We start from the raw sequence: 15428 nt of genomic DNA, 5'->3' as shown, positions 1-15428 counted from the left end.
TGAAGGACGTGGAAGGATTCGTCGTTTAAACGAACCGTACGGTATGTGAATGTAGATTGACTTCCTGCTGATGTCAATCAATAATGAACACATTGGTTCGGATATAAGGAGGCAACGAGATGCGAGTCAAGACGGAAGCCAAGCGCGACGCGATCGTCCGGGCGGCGTCGGAGGTCTTCAGGGAAATGGGATTCGAAGGCGCCTCCATGTCGGAGATCGCCGCGCGGGCGGGCGGTTCGAAGGCGACGCTGTACGGATACTTCAGCTCCAAGGAAGCGCTCTTCGTCGCGGTCATCCTCGGCGCTGCCGAGACGCATTTCGACCCGATCTTCGCTGCACTCGCGACGGACGAGGACGACCTGGAGCATGTCTTGCAACGCTACGGTGAACGGATCCTGGCCGTGGTGTGCTCGCAGGAGATCATCGAGGCGATGAGAGCCGTGATCGCGGAGTCCGGGCGAAGCGACATCGGACGGCAATTCTTCGAAGGCGGGCCCAAGAAAGGTCTGCTCGAGCTGGCAGGGTTTCTGGAGCAGCAGATGCAGAAGGGACGCTTGCGCAAAGCCGATCCGCAGGTGGCGGCGCGCCACCTGACTGCGTTGCTGGACTCGGAGGTCACCATGCCGCTTCTGCTCGGCATCGAAGGGCCGCCGTCACGCAAGGACCTGCGCGAGGCCACCCGCCGCGCGGTACAGGTTTTTCTCGGCGGCTATGCACCCGGGAGCGACAAGGCCTCGTAGCCGACAGGTGCATCCACCATGAAAGTCGGCATCACATTCAAGCTCTTCCTGTTCGTTCTGCTCGCCTGTGCTGCCGTGGTCGTTGTCCATGGAGCTGCGATCCGGCTCGTGATGGAGCGCGGCTTCCTGGGCTACCTCCGTCAGCAGGGTCAAATGCGGATGGAGGAGGTCGTGCCACGTCTGCAGGAGGCCTATGTCGTTCGCGGCAGCTGGGACTTCCTTCGCGCCGACTTCGGGGAATGGGTGGCTCTGGTGTCGCCGTTCCTTCGCGAACCAGGGGTCGATACGGCACCTCGCGTGGCGTCTTCCGACCAGACAGGCGCGATGGCGCGCATGGGCCTGCTGGACGCGAGCATGCGCCGCGTCGTCGGCAACCCGGATGTAGACGCGAGCTCGTTCCGCATTCCCATCGTCGTCGAAGGACGCACGGTGGGGTGGGTCGCGATGGTGCCGTTCGAGGCGGTGCTGCCGAAGAATGACGAGCGCTTTCTCGAACAGCAGTTCAAGGCCTTGACGATGGTCGGCCTTGGATCGATCCTTGTGGCAGCCCTGCTGACATTCTTCCTCGCGCGCGCCCTATTGCGACGCCTTCGCGACATGGCGCAGGCCACGCACCAACTGGCCGCAGGGGACTACGCTTCGCGAATCGCGGCCGTTGCGAACGACGAACTCGGAGCGCTGGCGAAGGACTTCAACCGAATGGCCCAGACACTCGAACATACCGAGCGGGCACGGCGCGGTTACATGGCGGACATTTCCCATGAATTGCGCACGCCGTTAGCGGTGTTGCGCGCGCAGCTCGAGGCGATCCAGGACGGGATTCGCTCACCCACGGTCCAGTCGACGAACGCCATGCACCTGCAGGTCGAGCGCCTGGGCAGGCTGGTCAATGACCTGCACGATCTGTCGCTGTCCGATGTCGGCGCGATGACGTACCGGCGGGTCCCCCTCGATGTGGCAACGGTGGTGCATGCGGCGGCCAGCAGCATGCAGGAGCGACTCGAGGCGGCATCACTGCAACTGGTACTGCAGATCGGGCAGGCGCCGCTCATGATCAGCGGCGACGAACCGCGCCTGCACCAGTTGTTCGGCAATCTGCTCGAGAACTCGCTGCGGTACACGGGCCGTGGTGGTGTTCTTCAAGTGGGCTGCGCTCGGCACGGTGCGAATGCGCTCATCGTCGTCGAGGACAGTGCCCCCGGCGTCCCCGAGGACAAGATGGAGAAGCTGTTCGAGCGCTTCTACCGCGTCGAAGCTTCGCGCAATGGGGCCACCGGGGGCAGTGGGCTGGGACTGGCCATCAGTCGCAACATCGTGGAGGCGCATGAAGGGCGCATCACCGCCTCGGCGTCGCAGTTGGGCGGGCTCAGGATCGCCATCGAACTGCCGCTGGCTTCAGGATGAGCGACACGCGTCACACCGGGCTGTCGCCCGGACGACGGACGCTGCGGCTGTCGCAAAGGTCCGTCGTGACCGGCCCAAGGATGGTGGCGCGTCCAGAATGGCAGGGTTTCCTGCCGGCTGCGCAGCCGCGCGCGGAACTGCTGCGCAGCGCGGAGTGGCTGCTGCGAGCCCTTCTTCGCAAATCCCGGTCGAAGCTGCCCCGAGGCGAGCGCCGCGCGTGGCTTGAGGCCATGCGCCGCTTTGATCCGATCGAACCCATGGTCGTCCTGGCGCCGGAGCAAGTGCGCGGCGCGGCCTGGTTGCTGGCAGCCATGCACTGGTGCGGATTTCGCCACCCGGGCGCACTTCACTGCAAGCCGCTGCACCCGCCGACCGGTCTCGTTCGCTGGCTGAGCACATTCGATGTCTGCCGACAGATGGATCGCCCGGTCGACATCATGCGAAGCCTGGTCTTGGAGATGGAACGCGTAGACCGTGAAAGCCGCCGCCCTCGTCGAGGCGATGCTGGCGCATGGACGGGAGGTAGCGTTGCTGCCGGAACTGCTGCGGTGATCGGCTCGCGCTTCAGGTACCGCCAGGGGTGAGCGCAGGAGTTGGGACCCCACGCTCAAGGGTTCTCGGATTCGTCGTGCAAGATGCTCTCGTAGTCCTGTCCGCCATAGAAGATGCCGATGATGGAAACCTGTTCGGCGGCGACATCGAAGGCGATGACCGTGCGCTTCCTGTAGTGGGTGATGCGCAGACCCGGGCGCACATCATCGCGCTTGGTACCGCGATGGGGAAACGTCTGAAGGCTCTCACAGTAGGCGACGATCGCCTCGGCGTACCGCGCCGCAATGTCCGGCGAAGCTGCACGCGCAATGTAGTGATACAGATCGGCCAGTTGCTCCTCGGCCTCGGGCGAGAAGACGACGCGGTAAGGCGTCACCCCTTGGCGCGCTCGGCCGCCAGCCTGGCGCGCACCTGACGGGCGGTGACGGCGCGCGATGGATCAGCCTTCAACGCGTCGTAGGCCGGACCGACCTGATCTCGTAGCCAGCTTTGCATGGCGCGGTCCTGCGCCATCAGGGCACGCAGCCCATCGCGGATGACCTCGCTCTCGGTGGCGTATTCGCCCGCCGAGACCTTGGCCTTCACGGCCTCGGCCATCTCGTTTGGCAGGGTGATGCTCAGTTGTTGCGTTGTGCGCATGAAGGCGCTCCCATCTCGTTCAATAGGATTAAATCCTACTCAATCGGCCGACCAAAGTCCAGCGAGCCAATTCGCCATCGCGGCCGATAGCCGGCGCGGCTACCAGCGATGCTCATGGATAGCCTGGACGAGCAGGTCCGGCGCATTCACCAACTGCAAGCCGACATCGACGTCATCGAACGCAGGCTCTCGCGCCAAATGCGTGAGATTCCAGCCTGCAAAGCTGTCGCCGAAATCCCTGGCGTTGGGCTTCTCACGGCTACGGCCATCGTCGCCAGCATCGGGACACCAACAGCCTTCAAGGACACACGGGAGTTCGCCGCGTGGATTGGCTTGGTTCCACGGCAGACCGGGACTGGCGGCCGAGTCCGGCAGCTTGGCATCAGCAAGCGCGGCGATGCATATCTGAGGACGCTGCTGATGCACGGCGCACGGGCCATCGTGGTCAGATCGAAGGATGCGCCGACATGGCCCTGGCTCGCAGCGCTGCTTCAGCGCCGACCATACAGCGTGGTCGTCGCGGCGGTGGCCAACAAGCTGGCGCGAACGATATGGGCGGTGTTGGCACGCGGACAGGCATGGAGACCTGAGAAGCCAAGCATCGACCTACTGTTCTGGCGCTGCGTCTTCGGCGCGGCGACGCTCCTGATTGTGTGCGCCGCGTCGGGCATGCTGCGCGGCCCGCTCTCGCTTCGCCTCTTCGGCTGGGCGGCGCTCTAGGGGGTGCGGCCATCGTCCTCAACTGGCTGCTCATCTTCGCTTCGTTCTCACGCGCGTCCATCTCCATTTCGACAGCCGCCTACAACACTCAGCCCTTCGTGCTGGTCGTGCTGGGCGCGCTCTTCTTTTCCGAGAAGCTGACCGCGACCAAGCTTGTGTGGCTGGGTTTGGCGTTCGTTGGCGTGGTGCTCAGCGCGCTGGCGAAGCCGGATGTGGGCTACGTTGGCACTGACGAGATGGACAACTTCGTGAGCAACCGGCTGGGCTGACACACTGCGGCACCTCGCTGCGTACAGCCACAAGCGGCATACTCCTGACTGAGATCGATGGAGGTAGAGATGACACACTACGCAATCACGCAGGTCCACGCAGAGGGCGGAGTCCTCAAGCGCGTCATGCTTCACGAGATCGACCTGGAAGGGCCGGAACAATTCAGGCTTCTGGACCCTAAAGACATGGCGGCCTCCGACGTGGCGAATCTTTGGCATGGCGGCGCCCGACTCTACACGGGCACACCCGACGGGAAGGGCGGCTATTTGAAGGGCACCGAGGTCCAGTGCAAGGCTGGAACTGACGAACTCATTTCCCTGCCCATTATTGGCAAGGCGATGGGGCCGAGCTTGGCCGAGTTGCCCGAGTACTAGCGTGAGATGGTTCGGTACCTCGGCCTAGAAGGCATCGAAATGGAACGCGCGCTCCTGCTGGCAATGAGGAGCCGCTCGGAACTGTCCACGCCCGCAGCCGGTTTCATGAAACATGATCGAGAGCGCGGCTCCCTTCAGCAGCGCATCGCCAGCACTTCATGAATCGTGAGAGGGGATGCTGATGGCGCATGCTTTCTCTCCTCGTCAGACAGGTCCCAGTAGTTCAAAGCGACGCGCCTGGGAGAAGCTCGCGTCCACATCATTCGTTAGGCGCGTCCCGCAGCAGTAGTTCGCCGCCAGCCGCCTGCCAGGTACGTCGTAATGGGCTCGCCCTGGTAGCCGCTGTCGCGCAGGTCGCATCGATCTTGTCGAGCATCGTCGACAAGGCGGCGGCAAGTTCGGGTCTGACGCGCAGCATGCTCTCGAAACGTTGATGAGTGCGGCCAGGCGTGCCAGTTCAACCTCTGGCGATGACAAGCAAGCCTGCCACTATCAGACCTCCGCCAATCAATTTGGCGGATGTGATTCCCTCGCCCAGGAGCGCCCATGCCAGCAAGAGCGCCACGACGACGCTGCCTTTGTCGATGAGCGCCACCGTCGAAACCTCGCCGAGCTTGATGGCCCTGTAGTAGAAGACCCATGAGCATGCTGTGGTGACGCCTGAAAGGCCGAGCCAAAAAAGATTTCGGCCGCTGAGCGATTTCAGTTCAGTCGTCGGGACGACCGCCGCGGCGAATATCAGCACGAACACAAAAACAAAGCAGGTACGCACCGCGAGGCCGAGGTCGCCGGAGACTCCCGACAGGCCCATCTTTGCAATCACGGACGTGAATCCTGCGAAAGCCATCGAAACGAACGCGTAGACAATCCATTTTTCCATCGTGGTGCTACTAGGTTGATTTGTGCCGCTCGGACGCTTTGTCCAACCGGCGGTTGCTATGGGATGGGCCGAGCCTCTGCCGAACACGGCGGGGGTCCTAGCGAGAAGAGGTCTGCTCCCCCGTCTTTGCGCCAGCGTGCGTCGAAAGGCAACCGCCCCATACCCGTGCGAACGTTCTGGGCAAAGCAGTGCTAAGGGTAAACCCTTATACTTGTCGATGCCAATCGTCGGCGTGCAACATCGAAAGAGGGCTCCATGGCAGACCGGTTCGTAGGAAACAACAATCGCTCCGATGATCGCGTTTTTCGAGCGTCGACTGCGAGCGGCGTGCGTCAACGGCTCGTCGCTCCCTGGAAGGCCTTCAAGCGCGTCGCAAGTGCTCGGACCGCAGACGAGTTGAATGCGCTGGCCGACAGCTATCAGAGTGGTCAGCCCGCATTGGCTGCGCAACTCCGAGCGGCGGCAGTTGTGACGCAAGCGCATGGCGCCTAAGTTGGGACATCGCTGCGCAGTCAATCGCTGAGCGTCGTCAGCACCAAGGACGCGATCTGGTCGACGCTGCCGACGCCGCCGATCGCGCGGTACTTCGGCGCCGTGGCCGGGTCCGCCTTGGCCCAGGCCGAGTAGTAGTCGACCAGCGGCCGGGTCTGCTGGCTGTAGACCTCGAGCCGCTTGCGCACGGTTTCTTCCTTGTCGTCCTCGCGCTGGATCAGGTCTTCGCCGGTGAGGTCGTCCTTGCCTTCGGTCTTCGGCGGATTGAACTTGACGTGGTAGATGCGCCCCGACGCCGGGTGCGAGCGGCGCCCGCTCATGCGTTCGATGATGTCGGCGAAAGGCACGTCGATCTCGAGCACATAGTCGATCTTGACGCCCGCCGAGCGCATGGCCTCGGCCTGCGGAATGGTGCGCGGGAAGCCATCGAACAGAAAGCCCTGGGCGCAGTCCGGCAACGCGATGCGTTCCTTGACGAGGTCGATGATCAGGTCGTCGCTCACCAGGGCGCCGGCATCCATCACGGCCTTGGCCTGGAGCCCGAGCGGTGTACCAGCCTTGACGGCGGCGCGCAGCATGTCGCCGGTCGAGATTTGAGGAATGCCGCATTTCCGGCAAATGAAGGCTGCCTGCGTGCCTTTGCCTGCCCCGGGGGCGCCCAACAGCATCAGTCTCATGGTGTCTCCGGCATGCGTTGGATGTTTCGGGAAACGCCGTCCACGATTTCCTTCTTGGCGGCATCGATGCCTTCCCAGCCCAGCACCTTGACCCACTTGCCGGCTTCCAGGTCCTTGTAGTGCTCGAAGAAGTGCGTGATGGCCTTCAGGCGCATCGGGTTCACGTCTTCGACCTTCTTCCAGTGGCTGTAGATCGGCAGCACCTTGTCGGTGGGCACGGCGAGCACCTTGCCGTCGACGCCGGCCTCGTCTTCCATCATCAGGATGCCGATCGGGCGGCACGGCACGACCACGCCCGGCACCAGCGCCCAGGGGGTGATGACCAGCACGTCCACCGGATCGCCGTCGCCCGAGATCGTCTGCGGCACATAGCCGTAGTTGGTCGGGTAGTGCATCGCGGTCGTCATGAAGCGGTCGACGAAGATCGCGCCCGACTCCTTGTCGACCTCGTACTTGATGGGGTCGGCGTTCATCGGGATTTCGATGACGACGTTGAACTCGTCGGGGACTTTCTCGCCCGGGGAAATTTTGTCGAAGGCCATGGATGTCGACGGATCAGTTCTTTTGCGCCAGCTGCTCCAGAATCGCCGGGTTTTCGAGCGTCGAGGTGTCCTGGGTGATGGTTTCGCCCTTGGCGACCGAGCGCAGCAGCCTGCGCATGATCTTGCCGCTGCGCGTCTTCGGCAGGTTGTCACCGAAGCGGATGTCCTTGGGCTTCGCGATCGGGCCGATCTCCCTGGCGACCCAATTGCGCAACTCATTGGCGATCTTCTTCGCTTCGTCACCGGTGGGGCGAGCGCCCTTCAGGACGACGAAGGCGCAGATCGCCTCGCCGGTGGTCTCGTCAGGGCGGCCGACCACCGCGGCTTCCGCCACCAGATCGGTGCAAGACACCAGCGCCGACTCGATCTCCATCGTGCCCATGCGATGGCCCGAGACGTTGAGCACGTCGTCGATGCGCCCGGTGATGGTGAAGTAACCGGTCTGCGCATCGCGGATCGCGCCATCGCCCGCCAGGTAGTAGCCCTTGAGTTCCGGCGGGTAGTAGCTCGCCTTGAAGCGCTCGGGGTCGCCCCAAATCGTGCGGATCATGCTTGGCCAGGGCTTCTTGACCACCAGGATGCCGCCCTGGCCGTTGGGCACGTCGGTGCCGGTCTCGTCGACGATGGCAGCGGCGATGCCCGGGAAGGGCAGGGTGCAGGAACCCGGAACCAGCGGTGTGGCGCCCGGCAGCGGCGTGATCATGTGGCCGCCGGTCTCGGTCTGCCAGAAGGTGTCGACGATCGGGCAGCGGCCGCCGCCGATGTGCTGGTGGAACCACTCCCAGGCCGCCGGGTTGATCGGCTCGCCTACCGAGCCCAGGATGCGCAGGCTCGACAGGTCGTAGCGCTTCGGATGCACCGCCTCGTCGGCCTCGGCCGCCTTGATCAGCGAGCGGATGGCCGTGGGCGCGGTGTAGAACACGCTGACCTTGTGGTCCTGGATCATCTTCCAGAAGCGGCCCGCGTCGGGATAGGTGGGCACGCCCTCGAACACGACCTCGGTCGCCCCCAGTGCAAGCGGGCCGTAGGTGATGTAGGTGTGGCCGGTGACCCAGCCGATGTCGGCGGTGCACCAAAACACGTCGTCGGGCTTCAGGTCGAAGGTCCACTTCGTGGTCAGCGCCGCGTGCAGCAGATAGCCCCCGCTGGAGTGCTGCACGCCCTTGGGCTTGCCGGTCGAGCCCGAGGTGTACAGCACGAACAGGGGATGCTCGGCGCTCACCCATTCGGGTTCGCAGGTCTCGGCCTGGTTCTGCATCTCTTCGTGCAGCCAGCGGTCACGCGACAGATCCCAGGCGATCGGGCCGCCCGTGCGCCGGTAGACGATGACGTCTTTCACCGCCTCGCAGCCGCCCAACGCGATGGCATCGTCGACGATGGCCTTGAGCGGCAGTTGTTTGCCGCCGCGCAGCTGCTCGTCGACGGTGATGACCATGACCGCGCCGGCATCCTGGATGCGGTCGCGCAGGCTCTGCGCCGAGAAGCCGCCGAAGACCACCGAATGGGTGGCGCCGATGCGCGCGCAGGCCTGCATCGCGACCACGCCTTCGATGCTCATCGACATGTAGATGACGACGCGATCTCCTTTCCTGACGCCGCGGGCCTTCAACGCGTTGGCCATGCGGCACGTGCGTGCCAGCAGCTCGAGGTAGCTGACGCGCGTCACCTGCCCGTCGTCGGCTTCGAAGATGATCGCGGTCTTGTCGCCCAGGCCCCGCTCGATCTGTCGGTCGAGGCAGTTGTAGGACACGTTCAGCGTGCCGTCCTCGAACCATTTGAAGAAGGGCGCCTGGCTGTCGTCGAGTCCTTGGGTGAACGGCGTCTTCCAGCTGAGGAATTCACGGGCGAGGCGCGACCAGTAGCCGCTGTAGTCGGCTTCGGCGTCGGCCACCAGCCGGTCGTAGGCGGCCATGCCGGACACATGGGCGTCCTTCATGTCCGGGACTGGAACCAGATGGGGCCTTGTTTCGTTCTCGTTCACGATAGATCTCCTATAGCCTTGGGTTAGGTCATCACAGACGGCTGATTCAGTTCATCGGTCCGCATGGCTGTTCAGCCAGGCAGCAATCGCTGCAGCACTGCGAAAGTCGTCGCAAGCGCGCGCTGGAACGGTGGGCCAGCGCTGATTCCACATGCGCGCCAGTGCCTGGCCCGGACCCAGCTCCAGTACGCAACGTACTTGCCGTGCCATGACGTTTTCCATGCATTCGTCCCAGCGAACCGTCGTGGCGATCTGAGCGGCCAGCGCAGTCCGGGCCGACGCTGCATCCCGGATGCGGTCCCTCGCATTGCTGAACAGCACGACTCGAGGCGCGTGGAACGGCACCTGCGCAAGCGTCTGCGCGAAGCCCGCTGCCGCCTCGCGCATCCAGGGCGTGTGCGATGCCACATGGACCCGCAAGCGCGTGCACTGCGCGCCGGCGGCCAGGGCCTTTCGTTCCGCGTGGTCCAGCGCGGCCCTCGGGCCGCCGAGGATCACGCTGTCGTTTCCGTTGCGGATGGCGAGTGCAAGGCCGGCTTCGTCGCGTATTTGCTCGAGCCGCGACTCGGAAAGTCCGCTGACGGCGAGCAGACCGCCGGGCACGCGAGCAGCGCACCGATCCATGGCCTCGGCCCGCAGGGGCGCCAGGGCCGCAGCCGTGGCGGGCTCGATCACGCCGGCCGCACTGAAGGCCGCCAACTCGCCGACGCTGTAGCCGGCCACTGCCGCCGGCGACGAAATGAGTGGCGCCAATTGACCCCAGGCCGCCAAGGCGAGGCCCGTCAGCAGCGTCTGCGCGTTGTCGTTGCGCTCTGCCCAGTCAGGATCCGCGAGGGCGCGCCGCCAGTCGTCGACGCCGAGGCGCGCGCACGTGTCGCGCACGTGTTCATCGTCCGCCAACCAGGGCAGCATCGCAGGATGCTGGGTTCCCTGGCCGGAAAAAACCAGAGCAAAGCTCATTGGCTTGAACACACGCGAGTGATCCAGCAGGCCGCGGCGAGCGTGTCTGCCGCGCCACCGGGCGACAGTCGCCTCGCGACAAAGGCTTTTGCAATGGCTCTCGCCTCCTGAATGCCGTCCGGCCGCGCAATGCCCCCTCGATCCAGAAAGCCGCGCGCAGCACGCTGGGCGTGGCGCAGGCCGTCGAGGCCGCCGCGGTGCGCGAGATTGCTGTCGTCCAGGACGGCCATGATGTGGAACAAGGTGTCGAGCCGAGCCTGTTGCGACGTGAGGCCGCGAGCCAGGGCTGCCGTCAGCGCGGGCAGCGCCGTCTCGAACAGCACCGGAAAGCCCAGCGCCGCCTCTTCGGAGGCGCTGCGCAGGCTGTGGCGCCGCGCGGCGATGCCGCCGGGCAGGGTGGGCGGGCGCAGGCTGCGCGTTGCCAGCGCATCGCCCCAGTGCCGGCGCAACGCCTCGCGCAATTGATCGCGATGCAATGCGCCCCCGCGCTCTCGCAGGGCAGCGCCCGCCGCCGCACACAACAGGCCGAGCATGAAGATCGCGCCGCGATGCGTGTTGACGCCGCCGGTCGCGGCGAGCATGCGTGCCTCGGCCGCGATGCCACAGCGCTCGAGCACGGCGAAGTCCGCGCCGGCGAAGCCGGCTTCGGCAATCTGGACGAAGTAGCGGCGCAGCGAGAACAGACTGCGCATGAAGGTGTGCGCGTCCATGTCGCCGTGGCTGCCGCGGTCGGTCAATGTCACCAGGCCCGGCTTGGGCGCCAGCGACAGCTCGTCGTAAAGCGCGAGCGTGGCAGCGCGCCCGATCGCCGCGGACGTGAGCCGTGGATGCTGTTGCACATGGAGCGCAGAGGTGCTCATTCGGCCCACTCCACCAACTCGCTACGCTTGCACCACGCCGCTTCGCGCTGCAGGGACACGCTGTCCAGCCGCTTGACCATCACGGCGCGCGTGCGTCCAGCGCGCCACTCGATCCATTCGCGCCACGCGACTGCCGCCCCATCGCTGAAGACGAGTTCACCATCCAGCCTAGGCTGCGTTGAGCCGAAGGACTGAAGCACATGCGCAACCGCATCCGCGTGTGCCGCCCCACCGACGCTGACCGCCAGATCGAGGTCGGAGTCCGGCCGTACGTGATAGAGACCGCTGATCGCTTGCCAGCCGTAGCTGCCGAACACGCGCGTTGTCGCATGGCAGGCGTCCAGCGCGCCAAGCAGATCGCGAACCGAGCTGCGCATTGACGGCGCCAGCAGCCCTTGCACCTCGGCCAGGCGCGGGAACTCGTCAAAAAGAAGCACTGCAGTGCGCGGCACCTGCAGCGCCAGCCGACGCCGGTCCCAGCGAGCGGGTGAGGGCAAACCCAGCGCAATCCATCCGTTGGCGGCGCCATCGATGGTTTGACGCGTCACCACCAGCGGCAGCCGATGCGTCACCCAATGCGTCAGACAGTCGCGGGCCTGCCTGTCCCATGGCTGGAGCAAGACGGCGGACCAACCCGCCTCGGAGAGCCGAACGAGTTGATGGCGGCGCAGGGAGACCATGGCGCGCAAGCGGCGTTCAGGCGGCGTCCAGCACGCGTCGCACGACGGCGGCGGCGAGCTGGCGTCCACCGCGCTCGGCGCCGTCCTGCGCGCGCCGATCTTGCGTCGGCGTATGGGCCAGCGCCTCGCGCAGCGCGGCCTGCAAGTCTCCCTCCCACAGCGCACGCACGCCCCCCATCGCCACGTAGTTCCGCACGCCCGGTGCGAACACCGGGTTGGATTGAGACAGCGCCGTGAGCTTGTCCTCGGGCAGCTTGGTGACGCGCGCCATGGCGGGAATGCGCATCACCCGGATCTCGGCCTCCGGCAGCGCGTAGCAGGCGTCGGCGATCAGGCCCGAGGTGATGAAGCCGCCGGACAAGGCCTGGTCGTATACCAGCCCGAGCACGCGATGGCCGCGACGCCGCGCCAGGTCGATGCTCGCGCCGAGGTGCGCCATCGCACGGTTGATGCCGAGCAATTCATCGCGTCGGCGCAGCTGCTGACCCTGGGTGTCGATCAGCAGCAGGATCGGCCGACCCGGGTGCTGCGCGATGGCGTCGAGCACCACGCGGGCCTGCGCGAGCGCGAGACGGACCCCGATGGGCGCATGGTTCGTGGTGCCGATCACCGTGAGCGGTTCGCCTTCGAACATCACTTCGCCCTGCAGGAAGTCGCCGTCTGCGCGCATGCCGTGGTACGGGCCGAAGAGCTGGGTAACAAGGGAATTCCACTGCATATGAATGCTCCTCAAGGGATCGCGCGCAGCGCGCGCACGGCTTCGACCGGAAGATCAGGAACCTGCTGCGCGTCGGCGATGCCGAGTGCGCTCCAAAGCAGCGTTGCTTCGTCGCGGCCGGCGGTATCGGCCGGCAGTGCGTGCAGGCGCGCCGTGAGCAACGCGTGCTCCTGCTCCAGCGCCGCCAAGGTCAATGGCTTCGACGCACCGATCGCCGCCACAGCCGCCACGCGAAAAGAATCGACGTCATCTTCGACCAGCGCGTCGCAATCGCCGGTCAGCCAGCGGTGCTTGCCGCCGGTCGTGCGCCAGACCAGCGCACGGTCGCGCGAATCGAATTCCTCCACGCCGTGAGAAGCTTCGATCACCTCGGGCCCCGACATCGCCAGCCGCCCGACATCGCTCATCACGATGTGGTCGGCACAGCGCGCCACGATGCCCATGCCGCCGAAGCAGCCGTTGGCGCCGCCGATCAGCACGATCACCGGGATGCCTGCGACGCGCACGTCGAGCAGTGCGCGCATCACTTCCGACACTGCAATGAGCCCCGCGTTGGCCTCATGCAAGCGCACGCCGCCCGATTCGGCCAGCAACAGCACGGCGGTCGGCTGGTCGCGAAGCGCGCGCTGCAGCAGGCCGACCAGCTTGGCGCCGTGCACCTCGCCGACGCCGCCGCCCATGAACGCGCCTTCCTGCGCGGCCACGAACACGTTGCGCCCATCGAGCATCGCGCGGCCGATCGCCACGCCGTCATCGAAGGCCGAGGGCACGCCGAGCTGCGCCAGGTGCGGGCTGGTGACCCGCTCGGCGGGTGGCAGCCATTCGTGGAAACTGCCGGGGTCGAGCAGCAGCGCCAGCCGCTCGCGCGCCGAGCATTCGGCAAAGCTGATCATGGCTGCCCTCCAGTGATCTCGGCCACTGCCTGGTCGAGCCGCAGGCTCACCACAGCGGGCGTGGCGCCCATGTCGTTGATCGAGACGCGCACGCCGGCCAGCGGATGGCGCGCGTGGAAGTCGTTCATCACGGCCTGCCAGATCGGCCCGAAGCCGCGCGCCGAGGTCTCGACACGCACGGCGCAGTCGTTGCCGTCGGCGGCCTCGAGCATCACCTCGAGGTTGCCGGAGCCGACGACGCCGACCAGCACCGGCGCGAAGGCGCCGGCCGGCCGGCCGCCGGAGAAAGAAAAGTCCAGGGTTTCGAGCCCTGCGGGAACGTCGCTCATGGTCGGATCTCCTGCTACCAGTTTCTGAAGCGCTTGGGTGGTTGGTACAACCCGCCCGAGGCGCGCACCAGGTCGCGCATGCTGCGGGCGGCCAGCAGGTTGCGCGTGGCCTGGCGCGGGTCGATCCCCAGGTCCTGCGGCCGGCGGATCACGCCGCGGTCGCGCAGGTTCTCCACTGCGCGCCTGTCGCGCGCCAGGCCCACCGCGGTGTAGCCGGCCACGCCGCGGATGGCCTGCTCGCGCTCCGCGTCGCTGCGGCACAGCAGGAGGTTGGCGATGCCTTCCTCGGTGAGGATGTGCGACACGTCGTCGCCGTAGATCATGATCGGCGGCAGGTCCATGCCGGCCTGCTCCTGCAGCGTCCAGGCGTCGAGCCTGTCGACGAAGGCCGGCTGCATGTGCTCGCGGAAGGTCTCGACCATCTGCACCACCAGCTTCTGCCCGCGCGGCGTGCCGGCCGCACCGCTGCGCCCGGCACGCGCCTCGCGCCCGGCCTTGAGCCAGGCCGGGCTGGCATGGCGCCGGCCGCGCGCATCGGCGCCCATGTTGGGTGCACCGCCGAAGCCGGCGATGCGGCCCAGCGTCGCGGTGGAGCTGTTGCCGTCGAGATCGATCTGCAAGGTCGAGCCGATGAACATGTCGCAGGCATAGTGGCCGGCCGCCTGGCAGAACGCCCGGTTGCTGCGCAGGCTGCCGTCGGGCCCGGTGAAGAACACATCGGAGCGCGCGCGGATGTAGTCCTCCATGCCCAGCTCGGAGCCGAAGGAATGCACCGACTCGACCCAGCCCGCCTCGATCGCCGGGATCAGTGCCGGATGCGGGTTCAGTGCCCAGTGCTTGCCGATCTTGCCCTTGAGGCCGAGCGACTCGGCATAGGTCGGCAGCAGCAGCTCGATGGCCGCGGTGTCGAAGCCGATGCCGTGGTTCAGGCGCTGCACGCCGTACTCGGCATAGATGCCCTTGATCGCCATCATCGCCATCAGGATCTGGACCTCGCTGATCTGCGCCGGATCGCGCGTGAACAGCGGCTCGATGAAGTTGGGGCGCGGCGCCTTCACGACGAAGCTCACCCAGTCGCCCGGGATGTCGATGCGTGGCAGCGTCGTGCTCTTGCCGTCGACCAGTTCGTTGACCTGCGCGATCACGATGCCGCCGGAGAACGCGGTGGCTTCGACGATCGCTGGTGTGTCCTCGGTGTTGGGGCCGGTGTAGAGATTGCCTTCGGCGTCGGCCGCCTGCGCCGCGACCAGCGCGACCTTGGGCGTCAGGTCGACGAAGTAGCGCGCGAAAAGCTCGAGGTAGGTGTGGATCGCGCCGATCTCGATGCGCCCGGCCGACACCAGCTTGGCCAGCCGCGCACCCTGAGGCCCCGAGAAGCTGAAGTCCAGCCGAGCGGCCACGCCGTTCTCGAACACGTCCAGATGCTCAGGCAGTGCCAGCACCGACTGCACCATGTGCAGGCCATTGACCCGCTGCGGATCGACCTGCACCAGCGCCTGCGCGAGGAAATCGGCCTGTTTCTGGTTGTTGCCCTCGAGGCAGACGCGGTCGCCGGGCGAGAGCACCGCTTCGAGCAGGGTGGCGATCGCTTCGGTGTCGACGCGCTTGCCGGCGAGCCGCGTGCCGAGTGCACCGGCCGCGCGCGCGAATCGTGCGGCGCGGTCGTCGGCCTTGGAGGTCCAGGATCTGGAGTTCATGGGGGCGATGGAGTTGAAGT

The 15428-nt window shown here is 66.0% G+C and carries 18 protein-coding genes and 1 pseudogene; 6 read left to right on the top strand and 13 right to left on the bottom strand.

Features of this window, described 5'->3' with window-relative positions:
- The first annotated feature begins 119 nt into the window (after positions 1–119).
- From ACSQ9I_RS38965 to ACSQ9I_RS38955, 3 genes are read left to right on the top strand one after another with little or no spacing between them, the layout of a single operon-like run.
- On the top strand, positions 120–740 hold the full coding sequence (locus tag ACSQ9I_RS38965) for a TetR/AcrR family transcriptional regulator C-terminal domain-containing protein (protein WP_436317253.1): 621 nt from the start codon (positions 120–122) through the stop codon (positions 738–740).
- An 18-nt stretch (positions 741–758) separates the two neighbouring features.
- Positions 759–2144, top strand: coding sequence for a sensor histidine kinase efflux regulator BaeS (gene baeS, locus ACSQ9I_RS38960; protein WP_436317252.1), 1386 nt, complete (start codon positions 759–761; stop codon positions 2142–2144).
- Positions 2141–2728: a hypothetical protein gene (locus ACSQ9I_RS38955; RefSeq protein WP_436317251.1), complete on the top strand. Its 588-nt coding sequence runs from the start codon at positions 2141–2143 to the stop codon at positions 2726–2728. Before baeS ends, ACSQ9I_RS38955 begins: the two co-directional genes overlap by 4 nt.
- A 23-nt stretch (positions 2729–2751) precedes the next feature.
- On the opposite strand, the gene ACSQ9I_RS38950 is transcribed toward ACSQ9I_RS38955, so the two are convergent.
- Complete coding sequence (locus tag ACSQ9I_RS38950; protein WP_436317250.1) at positions 2752–3072, bottom strand: type II toxin-antitoxin system RelE/ParE family toxin; 321 nt, start codon at positions 3070–3072, stop codon at positions 2752–2754.
- The gene (locus tag ACSQ9I_RS38945; protein WP_436317249.1) at positions 3069–3335 is read right to left on the bottom strand and encodes a ribbon-helix-helix domain-containing protein; all 267 of its coding nucleotides are present in this window, start codon (positions 3333–3335) and stop codon (positions 3069–3071) included. Before ACSQ9I_RS38945 ends, ACSQ9I_RS38950 begins: the two co-directional genes overlap by 4 nt.
- 96 nt (positions 3336–3431) lie before the next feature.
- Between ACSQ9I_RS38945 and ACSQ9I_RS38940 the strand changes: the two are divergent.
- From ACSQ9I_RS38940 to ACSQ9I_RS38930, 3 genes and pseudogenes are all read left to right on the top strand, one after another.
- A pseudogene (locus ACSQ9I_RS38940) lies at positions 3432–3929 on the top strand (IS110 family transposase); the annotation flags it as partial.
- Positions 3930–3988: 59 nt separating this feature from the next.
- Positions 3989–4324: an EamA family transporter gene (locus ACSQ9I_RS38935; protein ID WP_436317248.1), complete on the top strand. Its 336-nt coding sequence runs from the start codon at positions 3989–3991 to the stop codon at positions 4322–4324.
- A 69-nt stretch (positions 4325–4393) separates the two neighbouring features.
- Positions 4394–4699: a hypothetical protein gene (locus ACSQ9I_RS38930; protein ID WP_436317247.1), complete on the top strand. Its 306-nt coding sequence runs from the start codon at positions 4394–4396 to the stop codon at positions 4697–4699.
- A gap of 457 nt (positions 4700–5156) precedes the next feature.
- Here the strand turns inward: ACSQ9I_RS38930 and ACSQ9I_RS38925 are convergent, their stop codons facing one another.
- The 11 genes from ACSQ9I_RS38925 to mdcA form a co-directional block, all read right to left on the bottom strand.
- Positions 5157–5579: an EamA family transporter gene (locus tag ACSQ9I_RS38925; RefSeq protein WP_436317246.1), complete on the bottom strand. Its 423-nt coding sequence runs from the start codon at positions 5577–5579 to the stop codon at positions 5157–5159.
- Positions 5580–6091: 512 nt separating this feature from the next.
- Entirely contained in the window at positions 6092–6748 is a 657-nt protein-coding gene (gene adk, locus ACSQ9I_RS38920; RefSeq protein WP_436317245.1) for an adenylate kinase, read from the bottom strand.
- On the bottom strand, positions 6745–7290 hold the full coding sequence (gene ppa, locus ACSQ9I_RS38915) for an inorganic diphosphatase (protein WP_436317244.1): 546 nt from the start codon (positions 7288–7290) through the stop codon (positions 6745–6747). The genes adk and ppa overlap by 4 nt, the downstream gene beginning before the upstream one ends.
- A 13-nt stretch (positions 7291–7303) precedes the next feature.
- Positions 7304–9226: an acetate--CoA ligase gene (gene acs, locus ACSQ9I_RS38910; protein WP_436317554.1), complete on the bottom strand. Its 1923-nt coding sequence runs from the start codon at positions 9224–9226 to the stop codon at positions 7304–7306.
- A gap of 96 nt (positions 9227–9322) precedes the next feature.
- The gene (locus tag ACSQ9I_RS38905; RefSeq protein WP_436317243.1) at positions 9323–10231 is read right to left on the bottom strand and encodes an acyltransferase domain-containing protein; all 909 of its coding nucleotides are present in this window, start codon (positions 10229–10231) and stop codon (positions 9323–9325) included.
- Entirely contained in the window at positions 10228–11091 is an 864-nt protein-coding gene (mdcB, locus tag ACSQ9I_RS38900) for a triphosphoribosyl-dephospho-CoA synthase MdcB (protein WP_436317242.1), read from the bottom strand. Before mdcB ends, ACSQ9I_RS38905 begins: the two co-directional genes overlap by 4 nt.
- Positions 11088–11771 carry a malonate decarboxylase holo-[acyl-carrier-protein] synthase gene (mdcG, locus tag ACSQ9I_RS38895; protein WP_436317553.1) on the bottom strand — a complete coding sequence of 228 codons (684 nt, stop codon included), beginning with the start codon at positions 11769–11771 and terminating at the stop codon, positions 11088–11090. Before mdcG ends, mdcB begins: the two co-directional genes overlap by 4 nt.
- A gap of 16 nt (positions 11772–11787) precedes the next feature.
- Positions 11788–12489, bottom strand: a complete 702-nt coding sequence (gene mdcE / locus ACSQ9I_RS38890) for a biotin-independent malonate decarboxylase subunit gamma (RefSeq protein ID WP_436317241.1) — start codon at positions 12487–12489, stop codon at positions 11788–11790.
- 11 nt (positions 12490–12500) lie between these two features.
- Positions 12501–13382, bottom strand: a complete 882-nt coding sequence (locus ACSQ9I_RS38885; protein ID WP_436317240.1) for a biotin-independent malonate decarboxylase subunit beta — start codon at positions 13380–13382, stop codon at positions 12501–12503.
- Positions 13379–13711: a malonate decarboxylase acyl carrier protein gene (mdcC, locus tag ACSQ9I_RS38880; protein ID WP_436317239.1), complete on the bottom strand. Its 333-nt coding sequence runs from the start codon at positions 13709–13711 to the stop codon at positions 13379–13381. Before mdcC ends, ACSQ9I_RS38885 begins: the two co-directional genes overlap by 4 nt.
- 14 nt (positions 13712–13725) lie before the next feature.
- Positions 13726–15408, bottom strand: a complete 1683-nt coding sequence (gene mdcA / locus ACSQ9I_RS38875) for a malonate decarboxylase subunit alpha (protein ID WP_436317238.1) — start codon at positions 15406–15408, stop codon at positions 13726–13728.
- Positions 15409–15428: the final 20 nt, after the last annotated feature.

This window comes from Variovorax sp. LjRoot84, from assembly GCF_964254305.1.
Taxonomy (GTDB): domain Bacteria; phylum Pseudomonadota; class Gammaproteobacteria; order Burkholderiales; family Burkholderiaceae_C; genus Variovorax.
This window is presented reverse-complemented; position numbering and strand designations above follow the sequence as displayed.